The organism is Nigerium sp., assembly GCF_039811905.1.
Lineage (GTDB): Bacteria > Actinomycetota > Actinomycetes > Propionibacteriales > Propionibacteriaceae > Propioniciclava.
In genome coordinates, this window is the sequence record NZ_JBDHZL010000018.1 from 24,375 (window position 1) to 41,280 (window position 16,906).

The following is a 16,906-nucleotide window of genomic DNA, read 5'->3' on the forward strand; positions in this document are numbered from 1 at the left end:
CCGTTCCTGTCGGGCGGCTACGCCAGCGGCAGGCGCGTGCGAGGCCGTTTGCCCTCGGCCGCGAGGGCAGCGTAGATCATCGGCAGCCAGGCGCGGATGGTTTCTTCAGGGAAGTTCCATTCGCCGGCCTCGTAGGCGTCCTCTTCTTTGACGCCGCGCTGCACGAGGTAGTCGGCCTGCGCCCAGGTGCCGGCCAGCTCCCCGCGCTGGGTGAACGCGAAGTCGCGGTCGAACGGCTCCCCGTGGCCGGGGACCAGCAGCGACTCCGCGCGCAGGGTGCCGAGGATGCCGTCGAGCGCGCGGGGCCAGCCCTTGAGGTCGGAGTCCGGGCCGGCGGAAGGCGGGCCGGACTCCTCGAAGAGGTCGCCGGTGAAGATGACGTTCGCGTCAGGCACGAGCACCGCGGCGTCCCCGGGTGTGTGGGCCGTGCCGAAGTGGACGATCTCGATGTGGCGGCCGCCGACGTCGGCGGTCGCGGCGAGGTTGAACGTGCGCGTGGGGAACGCCAGTTCGTCGCGCCGCACTCCGAGCCGGGCGAGCTCGGCGTCCAGGTCGGCGTTCGCCTCGACGGACGCCTGCAGCGACGTGTGCCCGTAGGTCACGACGTCGGCGAACGCGCCCAGGCCGAAGAGGTGATCGTAGTGATGATGGGTCGCGACGGCCCCGACGATCGGCCGGTCGGTGACGTGCGCCACCGCCTCTCTGATCGCTCGGCCCTGCGCGGGCGACGAGCCGGTATCGACGACGAGCGCACCGGTGTCGCCGACGACGAGGCCGATGTTCACCGAGGCAGGCTCCGCGACGGCGCGGTGGATGCCGGGGGCGATCTCGGTGAAGGGCGTCAGGCTGAACTCCATGCCCGACACCTTAGGCGAGAGGGCGGACACCGGCCTCGGGGTGTTCGCAGGGAGCGCCACGCGGACCATACTGGGGCGGACACCCCAGGCGAGGAGGCCCTTCATGGACATCGATAAGATCGTCTCCGAACTCACCCTTCCGGAGAAGGCGAGCTTGCTGATCGGGGGTGATTTCTGGCACACCGCGGCGATCGAACGTCTCGGCGTCCCGGCGATCATGATGTCCGACGGCCCGCACGGCATGCGGACGCAACTGAGCCAGGGCGATCACGTCGGCACCGGCGGCTCCGAGCCGGCGACGTGCTTCCCGACGGCGAGCAACCTGCACGCGGCGTGGGATCCCGAGTTGAACCGGCGGGTCGGGGCCGCGTTGGCGGCCGAGGCGGACGCCCTCGGCGTCGCGGTCGTGCTCGGTCCGGGCGTCAATATCAAGCGGTCGCCCTTGTGCGGGCGCAATTTCGAGTACATCTCCGAGGATCCGTACCTCGCCGGCGTCCTCGGCGCGGCGATGGTGGAGGGCGTCCAGAGCGGCGGCATCGGGACGTCGGTGAAGCACTTCGCGGCGAACAACCAGGAGACCGACCGGCTGCGTGTCAACGCGATCGTCGACGAGCGCACGCTGCGCGAGATCTACCTGCCGGCCTTCGAGCGCGTCGTCAAGACCGCGCAGCCGTGGACCGTCATGTGCTCCTACAACACGCTGAACGGCGTCCGCGTGTCCGAGAACCATTGGCTGCTCACCGAGGTCCTGCGCGACGAGTGGGGCTTCGAGGGGCTGGTCGTCAGCGACTGGGGCGCGGTGGGCGACCGGCCCGCGGCCGTCGCCGCGGGCCTGGACCTCGAGATGCCGCCCGCCAAGGGCCTCTCGGACGCCGCGGTGGTCGCGGCGGTGGAGTCCGGCGACCTCCCGATCGAGGCTGTGGACGCCTGCGTCCGCCGCGTCCTCGAACTCGTCGAGCGGGGCGGCCACGTCCGGCGCCAGCCGGACTCGATCGACCTGGACGCCCACCACGCCCTCGCCCGCGAGGCGGCGGCGCAGGGCATCGTGCTGCTGAAGAACGCCCAGGTCGGCGGCGAGCCGGTGCTGCCCCTGCGTCCGGACGCCCGCGTGGCCGTCATCGGCGAGTTCGCCCGCACGACCCGCTTCCAGGGCGGCGGCTCGTCGCAGGTCAACGCGACGCGCGTCGAGAGCGCCCTGGACGCCTTCGCCGACGCGTACCCCGACGTCGATTTCGCGCCCGGCTTCCTGCTGGACGGCCCCGATGACGGACTGCTCGACGAGGCCGTCGCGGCCGCCCGGAACGCCGACGTCGCGGTCGTGTTCCTGGGGCTGACGGACGCCGAGGAGTCCGAGGGCTTCGACCGGTCCCACATGGAGTTGCCCGCGCACCAGCTCGCGCTGCTGTACGCCGTCGTCCGGGCGAACCCGGCCACCGTGGTCGTGCTCTCGAACGGGTCCGCGGTGACGATGCGCCCCTGGGACGCCGACCCGGCCGCCGTCGTCGAGGCGTGGCTGGGCGGGCAGGCGGTGGGCGGGGCCGTGGTGGACGTCCTGACCGGCAAGGTCAACCCCGCCGGACGCCTCTGCGAGACCTTGCCGCTGCGCCTCGAGGACTCCCCGGCGTACGGCAACTTCCCGGGCGATTCGGGCTCGGTGCGCTACGGCGAGGGGCTGTTGGTCGGCTATCGCGGCTTCGACTACGCGAGCAAGGAGGTGGCCTACCCGTTCGGCTACGGCCTGTCCTACACGACGTTCGAGCTGGGGGGCCTGAGCGTGGAACCGTCGGGGTCGGCGGCGTCCGGGGATCTGGCGGTGAGCGTCGGCGTCGACGTCACGAACGTCGGCGAACGTGCGGGCGCCGAGGTCGTCCAGGTGTACGTGGCCGATCCGGAGGCGTCCGTGCTGCGGCCCAAGCGCGAGCTGAGGGGTTTCGCGAAGGTGTTCCTCGAGCCGGGGGAGACCCGCCGTGTCGAGGTGACGCTCGACCAGCGCGCGTTCTCGTTCTGGTCCGCGTTGACGCGCACCTGGGTCGTCGAAGGGGGCGACTTCGTCATCGAGGTGGGTCCGCACAGCCGCGACCTGCAGCTCACCGAGACCATCGCCGTGGACGCCCCCCGCGTCGCCGCCCCGATCGACTTCAACTCCACGGCGCAGGAGTGGGCCGCGGACGCCGAGGCGATGGCGATCCTTCGCCGCCACTGCGGCGTCCCCGACGACGTGGAGCCGGGACTCTTCGCTGACGCCGACCTGATGACCCTGATCGGGAACTTCCCGCTGGAGCGGCTGGCGTCCGCGTTCGAGATCGAGCCGAGCTACGAGCACGTGTCGGCGGCCTTGGCGGAGGTCCAGGCGGTGCGCGGCGCCTGACCCCCGGTCCCGCGGTCCGGCGCCGAACGCCGGAACCCGGACGCCTCCCCCGCGCTTGCGCGGGCCTGGCAGCATCGGTGGCATGAGGATGCTTCTTCGTCTGATCGCCACGGCCGTCGCCACGGGCGTGGCCGCCTGGCTGGTGCCGGGCATCACGGTCACCGGGCACAACACGACGACCCAGGTGCTGACGCTGCTGGGCGTCGCCGTCGTCCTGGGGCTCGTGAACGCGCTCGTCAAGCCGTTCGCCCAAGTGCTGTCGGGGTGCCTGATCGTCCTGACGTTCGGCCTGTTCCTGTTCGTCATCAACGCGCTGATGCTCATGCTGACGTCGTGGCTCTGCGGCGTGCTCGGGCTCGGCTTCCACGTCAACGGCTTCGTGGCGGCACTCATCGGGTCGATCATCATCAGCCTGGTGAGCTGGCTGGTGAGCGGCGTTCTGGGGGCCAACCGGCCCGAGGTGGACCGTTACCCGCAGTAGGACGCCGACGCGCCGGATCGCGGCGCGCGGGTTCGCGCGGTAGGCTGGCACTCTGAGCCCAAGAGTGCCAGCACGCGCGGGAAGAGGTGAGACATGGACGACCGGAAGCTCGAGATCCTCAGGGCGATCGTCACCGACTACGTCTCCAGTCAGGAGCCCGTGGGTTCGCGCGCCCTCGTCGAGCGGCACAACCTCAAGGTCTCCCCGGCGACCGTGCGCAACGACATGGCGGTGCTGGAGGACGAGGGGTACATCATGCAGCCCCACACCTCCGCGGGGCGTATCCCGACCGACAAGGGGTATCGGCTCTTCGTCGATCGCCTCGCCGCCGTCAAGCCCCTGAGCCTGGCCGAGAGGCGCGCGATCTCGGCGTTCATGGCCGGGGCGTTGGACGTGGAGGACGTGGTGCTGCGCACCGTCCGGCTGCTCGCCCAGTTGACCCATCAGGTCGCGATCGTGCAGTACCCGGTGCTCTCCAGCGCGACGATCCGGCACGTCGAGGTCGTCCGACTGAGCGACGAGCGGGCGCTCGTCATCGTCGTGAACAGCCTGGGCCGCGTCGAGCAGCGCATGGTCGAGCTCGGCGTGGCGAGCGACGACGACCTCGCCGAGGTTCGCGCGCGCCTCGCGGGGGCCCTCGTGGGGCTGCAGCCCAGCGCCTCGATCGACCGGCTCGGCACGGTGTTGGAGGAGTTCCCGCCCGACCAGCGGCCGCTGGCGTCCACGGTGATCGCCACGCTGCTGGAGATGGCGGCCGTCGACCCGTCGACCCGGGTGGTCGTGGGCGGCGTCCAGAACTTGACCCGCTTCGGCGACGACTTCGAGACCACCGTGAAGCCGGTGCTCGAGGCGCTGGAGGAGCAGGTGATCCTGCTGCGCCTCCTGGGGGAGGCGGGTACGGCCGACGGCGTCACCGTGCGTATCGGCCAGGAGAACCCGTACGAGCCGCTGCAGGCCACCTCGGTGGTCGCGAGCGCGTACGGTCACGACCGCGATGTGTGGGCCACGATGGGCATCGTGGGCCCCACCCGAATGGACTATCCGTCGACCATCGCATCGGTGCGCGCCGTCGCCCGGTACGTGGGTCGGATCTTGGCAGAAGGATGATGCGTGAGCGCTGACTACTACGAGCTGCTCGGGGTGTCCCGGGACGCCTCGGCAGAAGACATCAGGAAGGCCTACCGCAAGTGGGCCATGAAGTACCATCCGGACGTCAACGACGCCCCCGACGCCGCCGAGAAGTTCAAGGCGATCGGCGAGGCATACGAGGTGTTGCGCGACCCGCAGAAGAAGGCGATCTACGACCGCGGCGGCGATCCGCTCGGTCACGGCGCCGGTGGCCCGGGCGGGCCGGGCATGGGCGGTTTCGGCTTCCCGGGCGGGGCCGGCGCGGCGGGCTTCGACATGGGCGACCTGCTCGGCGCGATGTTCGGCCAGCAGGCGTCCCGCGGGCCGCGCTCGCGCGTGCGGCGCGGCCAGGACGCCTTGGTGCGCCTGTCGCTGACGCTCGCCGAGGCGTCCTTCGGGACGACCAAGCCGCTCAAGGTCGACACGGCCGTCGTGTGCCCGAACTGTCACGGCAAGGGGTCCGCCGACGGGTCCGAGCCCACCCAGTGCGGCACCTGCCACGGGCAGGGCGACGTGACGACCGTGCAGCGGTCGTTCCTGGGTGACATTCGCACCGTGCAGCCGTGCCCGACCTGCCGCGGCTACGGCACGGTCATCGAGCACGCCTGCGGCGAGTGCAGCGGCGAGGGCCGGGTGCGTAGCCAGCGCACCATCAACGTGAAGATCCCGGCGGGCGTCACCACCGGCAACCGCGTCCACCTCGACAGCCAGGGCGAGGTCGGCCCCGGCGGCGGCCCGGCGGGCGACCTGTACGTGGAGATCTCGGTCGCCCCCCACAACGAGTTCAAGCGCGACGGCGACAACCTGGAGATCGTGGCGAAGATCCCGATGGTCGCCGCGGCGCTCGGTACGGAGTTCACCCTGAAGACGCTCGAGTCCGAGCGGGAGGATTGCAAGCCCGAAGACCGCGAGGTGAAGGTGAGCGTCCCGGCTGGCACCCAATCGGGCACCCGGCTGACCGTCGAGGGGCGCGGCGTGCCGCGTCTCCGCGGGCCCGGGCGCGGCGACCTCGGCGTTACGCTGTTGGTGCAGACGCCGAAGAACCTCGACGACTCTCAGCGGGAGCTGCTGCGGCAGTTCGCGACGTTGCGCAACGAGACCCGTCCCGAGGCTTCGGTGGACAAGGCCCGCAAGGGCATGTTCGACCGTTTGAAGGACGCGCTGAGCTGATGACCGAGGCACTCTTCCTAGGCGACCTCCACGACCCGTCCGTGGGCGCCGACATCCAGGTGATGGGCGACGAGGGGCGGCACGCCGTCTCGGTGCGGCGCATCCGCGTCGGGGAGACGATCCTGGTCGCCGACGGTGCGGGTACCGCCGTCCGGGGAGAGGTGACGGAGGTCGGCCGCGCCGACCTGCGCATGCGCGTGAGCGAGGTGCTGCACACCGCCGACAAGCCGCGGCGCTACGTCGTCGCGCAGGGGCTGGCGAAGGGCGACCGGCAGGAGCTGGCGGTCGAGACCATGACGGAGCTGGGCGTCGACGAGATCGTGCCGTGGCCGGCGTCCCGGTCGGTCGTGAAGTGGGATCCGGAACGCGCGCAACGCGGCCTCACCCGCTGGCGGTCGACCGCCCGCGAGGCCACCAAGCAGTCGCGGCGCTTCCGGGTGCCGGTGGTCGGGTTCCCGATGGGCACGGGCGAACTTGCCGAGCGCATCGGCCAGACCGCGCTGACGCTCGTGCTGCACGAGGACGCCGAGGCGTCCCTGGGCGACATCGAGCTGCCCGGCTCGGGCGAGATCATGATGATCGTCGGCCCCGAGGGCGGCATCGCCCCCGAGGAGTTGGACGCCTTCGTCGCGGCCGGCGGGCGTCCGGTGCGGCTGTCGGACGGCGTCCTGCGCACCTCCACCGCCGGCGTCGTCGCGCTCGCCCAGGTGCAGGTGCTGGCCGAGCGGTGAGCGACCGGCCGGGCGACCCGGCGTCCTTCTCGTTCTCCCCGGGGGTCGTCCTCGACAACGGGCTGGGGCGCACGGGCGTCATCACCACGCCGCACGGCACGATCCGGACGCCTGCGTTCGTCGTCGTCGGCACGAAGGCGACCGTGAAGGCCGTCCTCCCCGAGGACGTCGCGCGCCTCGGCGCGCAGGCCGTCCTCGCCAACGCGTACCACCTGTACCTGCAGCCCGGCTCCGACCTGGTCGACGCCGCGGGCGGGCTCGGGCGGTTCATGAACTGGCAGGGGCCGACGTTCACCGACTCGGGCGGCTTCCAGGTGATGAGCCTGGGCGCCGGCTTCAAGAAGGTGCTCGCGATGGACACGGCGGGCGTCGCGAACGACGACGTGATCGCCGCCGGCAAGGAGCGCCTCGCGCAGGTCGACGAGGACGGGGTGACGTTCAAGTCGCACCTCAACGGCGACCGGCACCGGTTCACGCCCGAGGTCAGCATGCGCGTCCAGCACGAGTTGGGCGCCGACGTCATGTTCGCGTTCGACGAGCTGACCACCCTGATGAACACGCGAGGCTATCAGGAGGCGTCCGTCGACCGGACGCACCGCTGGGCCGAGCGCTGCCTGCGCGCCCACGCCGAGCTGACGGCGTCCCGGGTGGGGAAGCCCTACCAGGCGCTGTTCGGGGTGGTGCAGGGCGCGCAGTACGAGGACCTGCGCCGGAAGGCCGCGGCCGGGCTCGCCGGCCTGGACGCCGACGGTCGCGGGTTCGACGGCTACGGCATCGGCGGCGCCCTCGAGAAGGAGAACCTCGGCACGATCGTCGGCTGGTGCTCGGAGGAACTGCCCTTTGACAAGCCGCGGCACCTGCTGGGCATCTCCGAACCGGAGGACTTCTTCGCGGCCGTCGCCGCGGGCGCCGACACGTTCGACTGCGTGAACCCCTCGCGCGTGGCCCGCAACGGCGCGATCTACACCGCCGACGGGCGCTACAACGTCAACACCGCCCGGAATCGCTGGGCCTTCGGCCCGTTGGAGGACGGCTGCGACTGCTACACGTGCGCGCACTACAGCCGCGCGTACGTGTTCCACCTGTTCAAGGCGAAGGAGATGCTGTCGTCGACGTTGGCGACGATCCACAACGAGCGGTTCACCGTCCGGCTGGTCGACGACATCAGGGCCGCGATGGAGCGCGGTGAGCTGGACGCCTTCCGCGACGAGTTCCTCGGTCGCTTTCACGCCCGCACGGCTCGCTGAACCGGGCCGCCCCGGTCGACGGCGGCGTCCCGGCCGTGAGATCGTCGGGCATGGCATACGACCCGGAACTGGCCGACCGCATCCGCGTCGCGCTGGCGGAGGAGTCCGCGGTGAGCGAGCGTGCGATGTTCGGCGGGCTCGGCTTCATGATCGACGGCGCGATGGCCGTCGCCGCCGGCAGCGGCGGCAGCCTGATGCTGCGCGTGACCCCCTCCGACGCCGCCGAACTCGCCGGAGTCCGGGGCCTGGCCCCCATGGAGATGCGCGGCGGCCCGATCCGCGGCTGGATGCTGGCGGACGCCGCGGCCACGGCGTCCGACGAGAGCCTGCGCGCCCTGGTCGCGCGCGGGGTGGCCGCAGCGCGCCGGGCAGGGCCAAGGAAGAGGCGGTAAGGCCGCCAGCGCACCCGCGTCGGTTCTCCTCGCGCGAGACGCGGACGCCCGCGACAGCGCGTCCCGAATGCCCGCCCGACGGGGGAGGGGAGATTTCCCCGCCCCCGACGAGAAAACCTCGTCTGGCCTGGGTCGACGTTGCTAGTGTTCAGGGTGCGAAGCCCAGCGGACAACGGGGAAGAAGAGGGACCATGCTGACCGTTTCCACCGGCGCGCGCACCGACGTGGGGCGAGTGCGCCGCCTGAACGAGGACTCCTACGTCATCGGTCGGCGCCTCTGGATGGTGGCGGACGGCATGGGGGGCCACGCGGCCGGCGACGTCGCGAGCCATCTCATCGCCGAGCGGTTCGACCGCCTCCGCGACGCTCCGGCGCTTCGGCGGGGCGACATCGAGACGGCGCTGCGCGAGGCCAACACCGCGGTGGTCGGCTACGGCATCTCGCACCCGGTGGCGCAGGGGCTCGGCAGCACGGTCACCGGGCTGGCCGGCATCTCGACGGACGCCGGCGAGCGGTGGCTCGTCTTCAACGTCGGCGACTCGCGCGTCTACTCGTGGCTCGGCGGCGAGCTGACGCGCGTCACCGTCGACCATTCCGAGGTGGAGGAACTCATCGCGGCCGGTGCCCTCACGCCCGACGAGGGCCGCGTCCACCCGCTGCGCAACGTGATCACCCGCAGCCTTGGTTCGCGGCTGGTGCCCGAGCCCGACTACGTCGAGCGGCCGCAGGTGCCCGGCGAGCGGTTCGTCGTCTGCTCCGACGGGCTGAACTCCGAGCTCACCGACGTCCAGATCGCCGCGATCATGGCGCAGGACGCCGACCCCCAGTCCACGGCGGACGCCCTCGTGGCCGCCGCTCTCGATGCCGGCGGGCACGACAACGTGACGGTGGTCGTCCTGCAGATCGGGGACTGAGGTCAGGCGGCCGCCTGGAGGGCGGCGACCGCCGAGCGCGCGAGTTCCTGGGTGACGAACGGAGCCGTGGGCAGGTTGAGCACGCGCTGCGAGAGATCGGTGGCCACCGGCGTCGCCGCGGGGTCGTACCCGTACCTGCCGGGGTCCTTGGGTCCCGGGCACAGCGTGGGCCGGTACCAGTCGCCCGGCTCGACCCCGGCTGCATCGAGCAGCGTGAAGGCCGCCGAGGCGGACTCCGCGTCGCGGAGCAGCACGGGGAACCGCACGAGGGGCACGTCGCGGGCGAACGCGGCAGGAATCTCGACGCGTGCCGCGCGGGCCAACGCCTCCCGGTAGGAGGCGGCGATGGTGCGCCGGTGCGCGCGGATGCTGTCGTAGCGGGGGAGGGACGCGGCGACGGCCGCGAGGGCCGGCCCGCCCAGCGCGGTGGCGGGGCCGACGTTGACGCCGCGCTCCTCGGCCGGGTGGATCGACGGGTCCACGAGGCCGGCGCGCGCGAGCAGATCGAACGCCGCGTGCCCCGCGACGCCGAGGCGTCCCGCGGCGCGGCGAATCGGCGGGGTGGCGCGAAAGGCGACCCTCGCGAGAGCCGTCGGGGCGGGCAGCGTCGACAGGCGCGCGATCAACTCGCCTCCGAGCGCGGGCTCGATCGCGGGGTTGACCCAGACGGCGCCGCCGGCGCGGGTCGGCAGCATCTTGTCGAGGCCGAAGCTGTGGACGGAGACGTCGGCGGCCGGGCTCACGGTCCCGAGCGCGTGGGCGGAATCCTCCACGATGACCACGCCGGCGGGGACGGCTGCGCGGGCCGAGGAGACGTCGGCCACCGGGCCGAACGTGTGCTGCACGACCACGGCGCGGGTGGCGGGGGAGAGCGCCCGTGGAAGGGAACGGACGTCCAGGGAGAGCGTGGCGGGCGACGTTTCCGCCCACGCCGGGGTCAGGCCCGCCGCGAGGATCGGGTTCACCGCGGTGATGCACGTGAACGGCTGCGTGACCACGGTGCCCGGTCCCCGGCACGCGGCGACGGCGGAGAGGAGCACCTCCAGGCCGTGCCGCGCCTTCGAGACGAGGAACCAGTCGTCCGCATCGGTGCCGGAGCGCGCGGCAAGCCAGCCCCGGACGTCGTCAGCGGTACTCATGGCCGCACCAGCCTAGATCGCCACGGCCGCGGCCCTGGGGAAACGGCCCGAGACTCGTGCGGCGCGCGTGCTGCCCGCGCCGATTCACGACGCCACGAGCAGCACCGCCACGATCGCGCAGGCGAAAGCGGGCAGCCCGACGGTGACCCGGATCCGGTGGCCCAGCTCCCAGCGGGCTCGGCTCCGCCGCCAGTCGGGCGGAAGATCGGCCGGATCCCACCCGTTGATCGCGTTGTTCACGGGGTGATTGATGACCAGCGTGGAGGACGCCATCGCCGCGACGCCCACCGCCGCGGCCAGCTGCCACCAGGCGCCCGGCAGTCCGGCGGCGAAGGCGAGCACGGTGGCAGCCAGCCCGCTGAGCAACGCCAGCACCAGCAGCACGGGCATGAGCGGTTGCAGGACCCGGTTCATGCCCGCCTCCATCGTCGCGTAGCCCGCTCCGTCGAGCAGGTGCTGGGCCGGGATCAGGGCCCACAGCGTGATCGCCATGAAGCCCACCACCAAGCCGACGCTGAACAGGTGCAGACCGGCCGCGACGGCGTAGGCGGCGCTCATCGGGCCGCTCCGGTCGCGCGCGTCCGGCGTCCGACCAGCCGGCGCAGGGCGGCCTGCTTGGCCATGAAGAGCCCGGAGAGCGCCATCAGCGGGAGGGCTCCGGCGGCCAGGACCAGACGGGCGGTCTCGGCGGGCGCCAGGGGGAGGTAGATCGCGAGGGCCGCGATCGCCGCGATCGCCACGTGAACGGAGCGCACGATCGCGCGGAGCTTCGCCGGACTGGGCATGGGGGATCACCTTTCTCGTATGTTTACGTATGTAAGGTTACATGCGTTAGGGTGTTCGTCAAGGGAAGGGAGAGTGCCAGGTGACGCAGACGACACGGCGGCGCAACGCCCGCGGCGAGGGCGAGCGCCTGAGGCAGGAACTGATCCGCGCGGCCAGCCAGTTGCTCGAATCGCTGCCGGGTGAGGAGTCGTTGTCGTTGCGCGCCGTGGCCAGACAGGCCGGGGTCTCGGCGCCGAGCGTGTACCTGCACTTCGCCGACAAGGGCGAATTGGTCGGCGCGGTGCTCGCGACCCGGTTCGCCGAGTTGGACCGGGCGATGGCGGCCGCCGCCGACCGAGCCGCCTCGCCGGAGGCGGAGTTGTGGGAGCGCTGCGCCGCGTACGTCGGTTACGCCGAGCAGCACCCGGGCAACTACCGGGTGATGTTCGCGGCGGTCCCGTCCGGCGACCGGCCCGACGAGGCGGCGCCGGGGGCCGAGATGGTGCGGCGGCTCGGGCGGCTGGCGATCCGCTGCGGCGCCACCGGGGACCCGCTGGAGGTCGGCACCGTGCTGTGGTGCGGGCTCCACGGGATCGTCACCCTGCCCGAGTCCAAGCCCCTGTTCCCGTGGCCGGGCCGCGAGCTGCTGCTGCGGCGGCTCATCGCGTGCGTCACCGGCTGAGCTCGGTTGTGGGTCCGCGGCGCCAGCAGAACGGACGCCCGCGTCCTGAACTATCGAACGCACCATCGTGCAGCGAAGCGACGGACGTGTTACGCACTCGTGGCGCCGTCGGGGCCGGAGCGAACGGTCTCGTTACGCGTCGATGACAGGCCCCTTTTTCGAGAGGCGGACGCCCATTCCCGGCGAATAATCGAACGAGACCTGTCGCCGGCGACGACTCTGGTGCCGGCTGCTCGGACGGGGTCGGCCTGGCGATTCGACCCACCGGGAAGCAGAGGCACCATGTCCATCGATACGCGTCAACCGTCGGGCGGCGGGGCCCCCGACGCCCGCACGGAGTCCGCCGACTACCTGGAGAAGCGGTCGTTGAAATCCGGCTCCGCTGGGTGGATCCTGCTCGCCGGGCTCGGCGTCAGCTACGTGATCTCGGGCGACTTCTCGGGGTGGAACGGCGGCCTGGCCGAGGGCGGCTTCGGCGGCCTGCTGATCGCCTTCGGGATCATCGCCGTCATGTACTTCTGCATGGTGCTGGGCATGGCCGAGCTCTCCTCGGCGCTCCCGGCGGCCGGCGGCGGCTACACGTTCGCGCGAGCCGCCCTGGGGCCCTGGGGTGGCTTCGCGACCGGCGCCGCCGTGCTGATCGAGTACACGATCGCCCCGGCCGCCATCGCGACGTTCATCGGGGCCTACGTCGAGTCGCTGCACCTGTTCGGCATCACCGACGGCTGGTGGGTGTACCTCGCGGTGTACGCGATCTTCATGGCGATCCACCTGACCGGGGCGGGCGAGGCGCTCAAGACCATGTTCGTCATCACGGCGATCGCCTTGGTGGGCCTGGTCGTGTTCGTCGTCGCGGCGCTGGGGATGTTCCACCCCGCGAACCTGACGAACATTCCGGTGGACCAGGCGGCGGCCGGGGCGTCCCCGTTCCTGCCGTTCGGGACGCTCGGCATCTGGGCGGCCCTGCCGTTCGCGATCTGGTTCTTCCTCGCGGTCGAGGGCGTCCCGCTGGCGGCCGAGGAGGCGGACGACCCGGCCAAGGACGTGCCGCGCGGCATCATCCTCGCCATGTGCGCCCTCGTCGTCACGGGCGCGCTCGTGCTCGTGCTGGCCCCCGGGGCCGGCGGCGCGCAGCAGATCGCCGAGTCCGGCAACCCGCTGGTGCTCGCGCTCGGCGATTCCGTCTGGGCTCGGGTCGTGAACTACATCGGCCTCGCGGGCCTGGTCGCGAGCTTCTTCTCGATCATGTACGCCTACTCGCGGCAGACGTTCGCCCTCTCGCGGGCGGGCTACCTGCCGACGCGCCTGTCGGTGACGAACTCGCGCAAGGCCCCCGTGTTGGCGATCGTCGTGCCGGGTGTGATCGGGTTCGTGCTCTCCCTCACCGGACAAGGGGCGATGCTGCTCAACATGGCGGTGTTCGGCGCGGCCGTCAGCTACGTTCTCATCATGGTGAGCCACATCGTCCTGCGCGTGAAGCAGCCCGCGCTCGTGCGGCCCTACAAGACCCCGGGCGGCATCGCGACGACCGCGGTCGCCCTGGTCATCGCGGCGGCGTCCGTCATCGCGACCTTCCTCGTGGACGTGCGGGCGGCCGGCCTGACGTTCGCGGCCTTCGCCGCGATGATGGCCTACTTCGGCCTCTACAGCCGCCACCACCTCGTCGCCAACTCCCCGGACGAGGAGTTCGCGGCCCTCACGTCGGCGGAGGGGGAGGTCGCGTGACCGTCCGGACGCACGCGCTGAACGGGACGACCTACCGCTTCGACGGCCTGGTCGACCTCCTGGCGAAGGCGACCCCGAAGCGCTCGGGCGACGAGCTGGCCGGCTGCGCGGCGTCCTCGGCCGCCGAGCGGATCGCGGCCCAGTGGGCACTGGCCGACGAGCCTCTGGCGACCTTCCTCAACGAGGAGGTCGTGCCGTACGAGACCGATGAGGTCACCCGACTCATCATGGATTCCCACGACCCGGACGCCTTCGCGCCGGTGTCCTCCCTGACGGTGGGCGAGTTCCGGAACTGGCTGCTCGACGTCGCGACGCGGCCCGACTCCTCGGCGATCCTCACGGCCCTGGCGCCCGGGCTCACCCCCGAGATGGCGGCGGCGGTGAGCAAGCTCATGTCGCTGCAGGACCTGATCTCGGTCTCCGGGGCGGTGCAGGTGACGTCCGGCTTCCGGACGACCCTCGGCCTCAAGGGCACCCTCGCCACGCGGCTGCAGCCGAACCACCCGACGGACGACCCGGCGGGCGTCTCGGCGGCCATCCTCGACGGCCTCCTGCTGGGGTCGGGGGACGCCGTGGTCGGCATCAACCCCGCGTCCGACTCGCCGCAGGCGTCCGCCGACCTGCTCTACCTGATCGACGACGTCCGGCAGCGGCTCGACATCCCCACCCAGTCGTGCGTCCTGACGCACGTGACGACGACGATCGGGCTGATCGAGGCCGGCGTCCCGGTGGATCTGCCGTTCCAGTCGATCGCGGGCACCGAGAAGGCGAACACCGGCTTCGGCGTGACGCTGGCGATCCTGCGGGAGGCCGACGAGGCGGCTCGCTCGCTCCGGCGCGGGGTCGTCGGCGACAACGTCATGTACTTCGAGACCGGTCAGGGCTCGGCGCTCTCGGCGGACGCGCATCGCGGCGTCGGCGGGCGTCCGGTCGACGAGCAGACGCTGGAGGCCCGCGCCTACGGCGTCGCGCGGGCCTTCTCGCCGCTGCTGCTGAACACCGTGGTCGGGTTCATCGGGCCCGAGTACCTCCACGACGGCAAGCAGATCATCCGGGCCGGGCTGGAGGACAACTTCTGCGGCAAGCTGCTCGGCGTCCCGATGGGGGTGGACGTCTGCTACACGAACCACGCCGAGGCCGACGACGACGACATGGACGCGCTGCTCACCCTGCTGGCGGCGGCCGGGACGAACTACGTGATCTGCGTCCCGGGGACCGACGACGTCATGCTGGGCTATCAGAGCCTGTCGTTCCACAACGCGCTGGCCGTGCGCCGGTCGCTGGGGCTGCGCCCGGCGCCCGAGTTCGAGGCCTGGCTCGAGCGCATGGACATGGCCGACCGGGCGGGGCATGTGGTGCCCCGCGACCCGATCGGGTCGCCGCTGGCCGAGCTGGTGCGGAGGTGAGCGGCGTGGGCGACGACGTGCAGATCAGCGAGTTCTGGGCGCCGCTGCGCCGCACCACCCAGGCGCGGATCGGCCTGGGGCACACGGGCGACGGGCTCCCGACGGCGCACCGCCTCGCCCTGCGCGAGGCGCACGCGCTGGCGCGGGACGCGGTGACGACCCCGCTGGACGTCCCGTCGCTCGTCGAGGGCCTCGCGGACGCCGGCGTCCCCGAGGCCTACCAGGTGACCAGCCGGGCGGCGGACCGCGACGAATACGTCCGGCGGCCCGATCTCGGACGCCTCCCCGCCGACCTGGGCGGCCTGGCGGAGGCCGGCGCCGGGTTCGACGTCGGGATCGTGCTGGCCGACGGACTGTCGCCCCGGGCGGTCATGGACCACGGCCCCGCGATGGTCGCCGCCCTGCTGGACGCCCTCCCGGGCGACCTGACCCGCGCGCCGCTCGTGATCGCGACGAACGCGCGGGTCGCGCTCGGCGACCACGTGGGGGAGGCGTTGGGGCTCGGCACGCTGCTGGTGCTGATCGGCGAGCGTCCGGGGTTGTCGGTGGCCGACAGCCTCGGCCTCTACCTGACGCATCGCCCCCGGCCTGGGCGTGCCGACTCGGAGAGAAACTGCATCTCGAACATCCATCCGCCCGAGGGACTCGGGTACCGGCAGGCCGCCGCGACGGCCGTCCGGCTGCTCGGGGCCTCGCGCGAGTTGGGGCGCTCGGGTGTCGCCGTGAAGGACATCGGCGTCGACCGCGCACTGGGGGGCTGAGCCGGCTCCTGTGCCCGGGGAACGGACGCCCGCGGCGTGGGGGGTCGAATGCCGGTTGGGCGATACGCGCTCCGGCCCTGACGAGGGTTGTTAGCGTGCGGGCTCCAGCCCGCGCGACGACCGGAGGCAGCATGACGACCCCTCCTGCCGGCGCCCCTCGGCCCCGGTGGACGCCCGTCACCCCGGCGACCTCCCCAGCGCCCGCGCTGGAGGGATTCGAGTACGTCCGGCCGCTGGGGTCGGGCGGCCAGGCGGACGTCCACCTCTACCGTCAGCGCCTCCCGCACCGGCTGGTCGCCGTGAAGGTCCTGCGGGAGCGCGACCCCGCCGCCGCGGCGTCCCTGGTGGCCGAGGCGAACGCGCTGGCCGCCGTCGAGCACCCCCACATCGCGGAGGTGTACGCGGTCGGCGTCGCGCCCGACGGGCGTCCCTACCTGGTGATGCGCCACGACCCCGGGGCGACGCTCGCCGACCGGGCGGGCGCGGTCGGCGTCGAGGAGGCCCTGCGCCTCGGCGTCCAGCTGTCCGGCGCGGTCGCGACGCTGCACGCGGCCGGACTGCTGCACCGCGACATCAAGCCGGCGAACGTGCTCGTCAGCGCCTACGGGACGCCCATTCTCGCCGACTTCGCGCTCGCCGCCGGCCCGGACGCCGACGAGGCCGGGGCGTCCCTGCCCTGGACGGCCCCCGAACTGCTGCTGGGCGGTGAGCCGGCCACCGAGGCGTCCGAGGTGTACGCGCTGGCCGCCACCCTCTGGACCTTGCTCGCCGGGCGCGCGCCCTACGCCGACCCGTCCGGCGACGACACGCCCGCCGCGCTGCTGCGCCGGGTGCGGGCGGGACGCCTCGGCGCCCTCCCCGGGGACGTCCCCGACGGCCTCGCCCGGCTGCTGCGCCGGGCGCTGGACGCCGATCCGTCCCGGCGGCCGGCGTCCGCCCGGGCCTTCGGCGCCGAACTGCGCGCCCTGCAGAGCGACCTGGGGCTGCCGCGCACCGACTGGCTGGCGGACGGCGGTGACGCGCCCGAGGCGTCCCCGCGCGCACACCCGAGCGGACGCCACCCGGCGCCCTGGCTTGTCGGAGGGCTCACGGTCGCGATCGCCGCGGGGGCGCTCGGGGTGTGGGGGCTGATCGCGCCCC

17 protein-coding genes are annotated in these 16,906 nt (G+C 72.5%); 13 read left to right on the top strand and 4 right to left on the bottom strand.

Going from position 1 to position 16,906, the window contains the following annotated elements:
• Window positions 1–17 precede the first annotated feature (17 nt).
• Entirely contained in the window at window positions 18–857 is an 840-nt protein-coding gene (locus WMJ97_RS05530; protein WP_347347976.1) for an MBL fold metallo-hydrolase, read from the bottom strand.
• Window positions 858–960: 103 nt separating this feature from the next.
• Between WMJ97_RS05530 and WMJ97_RS05535 the strand changes: the two genes are divergently transcribed.
• The 8 genes from WMJ97_RS05535 to WMJ97_RS05570 all read left to right on the top strand — a co-directional run bounded on the left by WMJ97_RS05535 (window position 961) and on the right by WMJ97_RS05570 (window position 9,288).
• Window positions 961–3,225 (top strand): glycoside hydrolase family 3 C-terminal domain-containing protein, encoded by a 2,265-nt coding sequence (locus WMJ97_RS05535; protein ID WP_347347977.1) that lies wholly within the window; start codon window positions 961–963, stop codon window positions 3,223–3,225.
• A gap of 82 nt (window positions 3,226–3,307) precedes the next feature.
• The gene (locus tag WMJ97_RS05540) at window positions 3,308–3,706 is read left to right on the top strand and encodes a phage holin family protein (RefSeq protein WP_347347978.1); all 399 of its coding nucleotides are present in this window, start codon (window positions 3,308–3,310) and stop codon (window positions 3,704–3,706) included.
• Window positions 3,707–3,799: 93 nt separating this feature from the next.
• Complete coding sequence (hrcA, locus tag WMJ97_RS05545) at window positions 3,800–4,813, top strand: heat-inducible transcriptional repressor HrcA (protein ID WP_347347979.1); 1,014 nt, start codon at window positions 3,800–3,802, stop codon at window positions 4,811–4,813.
• Window positions 4,814–4,816: 3 nt separating this feature from the next.
• Window positions 4,817–6,004, top strand: coding sequence for a molecular chaperone DnaJ (gene dnaJ, locus WMJ97_RS05550; protein WP_347347980.1), 1,188 nt, complete (start codon window positions 4,817–4,819; stop codon window positions 6,002–6,004).
• Entirely contained in the window at window positions 6,004–6,735 is a 732-nt protein-coding gene (locus WMJ97_RS05555) for a 16S rRNA (uracil(1498)-N(3))-methyltransferase (RefSeq protein WP_347347981.1), read from the top strand. Before dnaJ ends, WMJ97_RS05555 begins: the two co-directional genes overlap by 1 nt.
• Window positions 6,732–7,982: a tRNA guanosine(34) transglycosylase Tgt gene (gene tgt, locus WMJ97_RS05560; RefSeq protein WP_347347982.1), complete on the top strand. Its 1,251-nt coding sequence runs from the start codon at window positions 6,732–6,734 to the stop codon at window positions 7,980–7,982. The genes WMJ97_RS05555 and tgt overlap by 4 nt, the downstream gene beginning before the upstream one ends.
• Before the next feature lie 50 nt (window positions 7,983–8,032).
• Window positions 8,033–8,374, top strand: coding sequence for a TfoX/Sxy family protein (locus tag WMJ97_RS05565; RefSeq protein WP_347347983.1), 342 nt, complete (start codon window positions 8,033–8,035; stop codon window positions 8,372–8,374).
• A 191-nt stretch (window positions 8,375–8,565) separates the two neighbouring features.
• A complete protein-coding gene (locus WMJ97_RS05570; protein WP_347347984.1) occupies window positions 8,566–9,288 on the top strand; it encodes a protein phosphatase 2C domain-containing protein in 723 nt (240 codons plus the stop codon).
• A 2-nt stretch (window positions 9,289–9,290) separates the two neighbouring features.
• Here the strand turns inward: WMJ97_RS05570 and WMJ97_RS05575 are convergent, their stop codons facing one another.
• The 3 genes from WMJ97_RS05575 to WMJ97_RS05585 form a co-directional block, all read right to left on the bottom strand.
• Complete coding sequence (locus tag WMJ97_RS05575; RefSeq protein ID WP_347347985.1) at window positions 9,291–10,427, bottom strand: DegT/DnrJ/EryC1/StrS family aminotransferase; 1,137 nt, start codon at window positions 10,425–10,427, stop codon at window positions 9,291–9,293.
• An 84-nt stretch (window positions 10,428–10,511) separates the two neighbouring features.
• Window positions 10,512–10,985 carry an anthrone oxygenase family protein gene (locus WMJ97_RS05580; protein WP_347347986.1) on the bottom strand — a complete coding sequence of 158 codons (474 nt, stop codon included), beginning with the start codon at window positions 10,983–10,985 and terminating at the stop codon, window positions 10,512–10,514.
• Complete coding sequence (locus WMJ97_RS05585) at window positions 10,982–11,212, bottom strand: hypothetical protein (protein WP_347347987.1); 231 nt, start codon at window positions 11,210–11,212, stop codon at window positions 10,982–10,984. Before WMJ97_RS05585 ends, WMJ97_RS05580 begins: the two co-directional genes overlap by 4 nt.
• A gap of 80 nt (window positions 11,213–11,292) precedes the next feature.
• On the opposite strand from WMJ97_RS05585, the gene WMJ97_RS05590 reads away from it, so the two are divergent.
• The 5 genes from WMJ97_RS05590 to WMJ97_RS05610 all read left to right on the top strand — a co-directional run.
• Window positions 11,293–11,874, top strand: coding sequence for a TetR/AcrR family transcriptional regulator (locus WMJ97_RS05590; protein ID WP_347347988.1), 582 nt, complete (start codon window positions 11,293–11,295; stop codon window positions 11,872–11,874).
• Between the two features lie 282 nt (window positions 11,875–12,156).
• Complete coding sequence (gene eat / locus WMJ97_RS05595) at window positions 12,157–13,599, top strand: ethanolamine permease (protein WP_347347989.1); 1,443 nt, start codon at window positions 12,157–12,159, stop codon at window positions 13,597–13,599.
• Window positions 13,596–15,005: an ethanolamine ammonia-lyase subunit EutB gene (locus WMJ97_RS05600; RefSeq protein ID WP_347347990.1), complete on the top strand. Its 1,410-nt coding sequence runs from the start codon at window positions 13,596–13,598 to the stop codon at window positions 15,003–15,005. Before eat ends, WMJ97_RS05600 begins: the two co-directional genes overlap by 4 nt.
• A gap of 5 nt (window positions 15,006–15,010) precedes the next feature.
• On the top strand, window positions 15,011–15,766 hold the full coding sequence (gene eutC, locus WMJ97_RS05605; protein ID WP_347347991.1) for an ethanolamine ammonia-lyase subunit EutC: 756 nt from the start codon (window positions 15,011–15,013) through the stop codon (window positions 15,764–15,766).
• Window positions 15,767–15,897: 131 nt separating this feature from the next.
• Window positions 15,898–16,906: serine/threonine-protein kinase (locus tag WMJ97_RS05610; protein WP_347347992.1), on the top strand; the 1,009-nt coding region annotated here is incomplete at its 3' end.

Excerpts from the sequence above, each read along its gene's own strand:
- WMJ97_RS05530 (WP_347347976.1), bottom strand. The coding sequence starts at position 857 with ATGGAGTTCAGCCTGACGCCCTTCACCGAGATCGCCCCCGGCATCCAC.
- WMJ97_RS05565 (WP_347347983.1), top strand. The coding sequence starts at position 8,033 with ATGGCATACGACCCGGAACTGGCCGACCGCATCCGCGTCGCGCTGGCG.
- WMJ97_RS05575 (WP_347347985.1), bottom strand. The coding sequence starts at position 10,427 with ATGAGTACCGCTGACGACGTCCGGGGCTGGCTTGCCGCGCGCTCCGGC.
- WMJ97_RS05570 (WP_347347984.1), top strand. The coding sequence starts at position 8,566 with ATGCTGACCGTTTCCACCGGCGCGCGCACCGACGTGGGGCGAGTGCGC.
- WMJ97_RS05535 (WP_347347977.1), top strand. The coding sequence starts at position 961 with ATGGACATCGATAAGATCGTCTCCGAACTCACCCTTCCGGAGAAGGCG.
- WMJ97_RS05540 (WP_347347978.1), top strand. The coding sequence starts at position 3,308 with ATGAGGATGCTTCTTCGTCTGATCGCCACGGCCGTCGCCACGGGCGTG.
- WMJ97_RS05585 (WP_347347987.1), bottom strand. The coding sequence starts at position 11,212 with ATGCCCAGTCCGGCGAAGCTCCGCGCGATCGTGCGCTCCGTTCACGTG.
- hrcA (WP_347347979.1), top strand. The coding sequence starts at position 3,800 with ATGGACGACCGGAAGCTCGAGATCCTCAGGGCGATCGTCACCGACTAC.
- WMJ97_RS05580 (WP_347347986.1), bottom strand. The coding sequence starts at position 10,985 with ATGAGCGCCGCCTACGCCGTCGCGGCCGGTCTGCACCTGTTCAGCGTC.
- eat (WP_347347989.1), top strand. The coding sequence starts at position 12,157 with ATGTCCATCGATACGCGTCAACCGTCGGGCGGCGGGGCCCCCGACGCC.
- WMJ97_RS05555 (WP_347347981.1), top strand. The coding sequence starts at position 6,004 with ATGACCGAGGCACTCTTCCTAGGCGACCTCCACGACCCGTCCGTGGGC.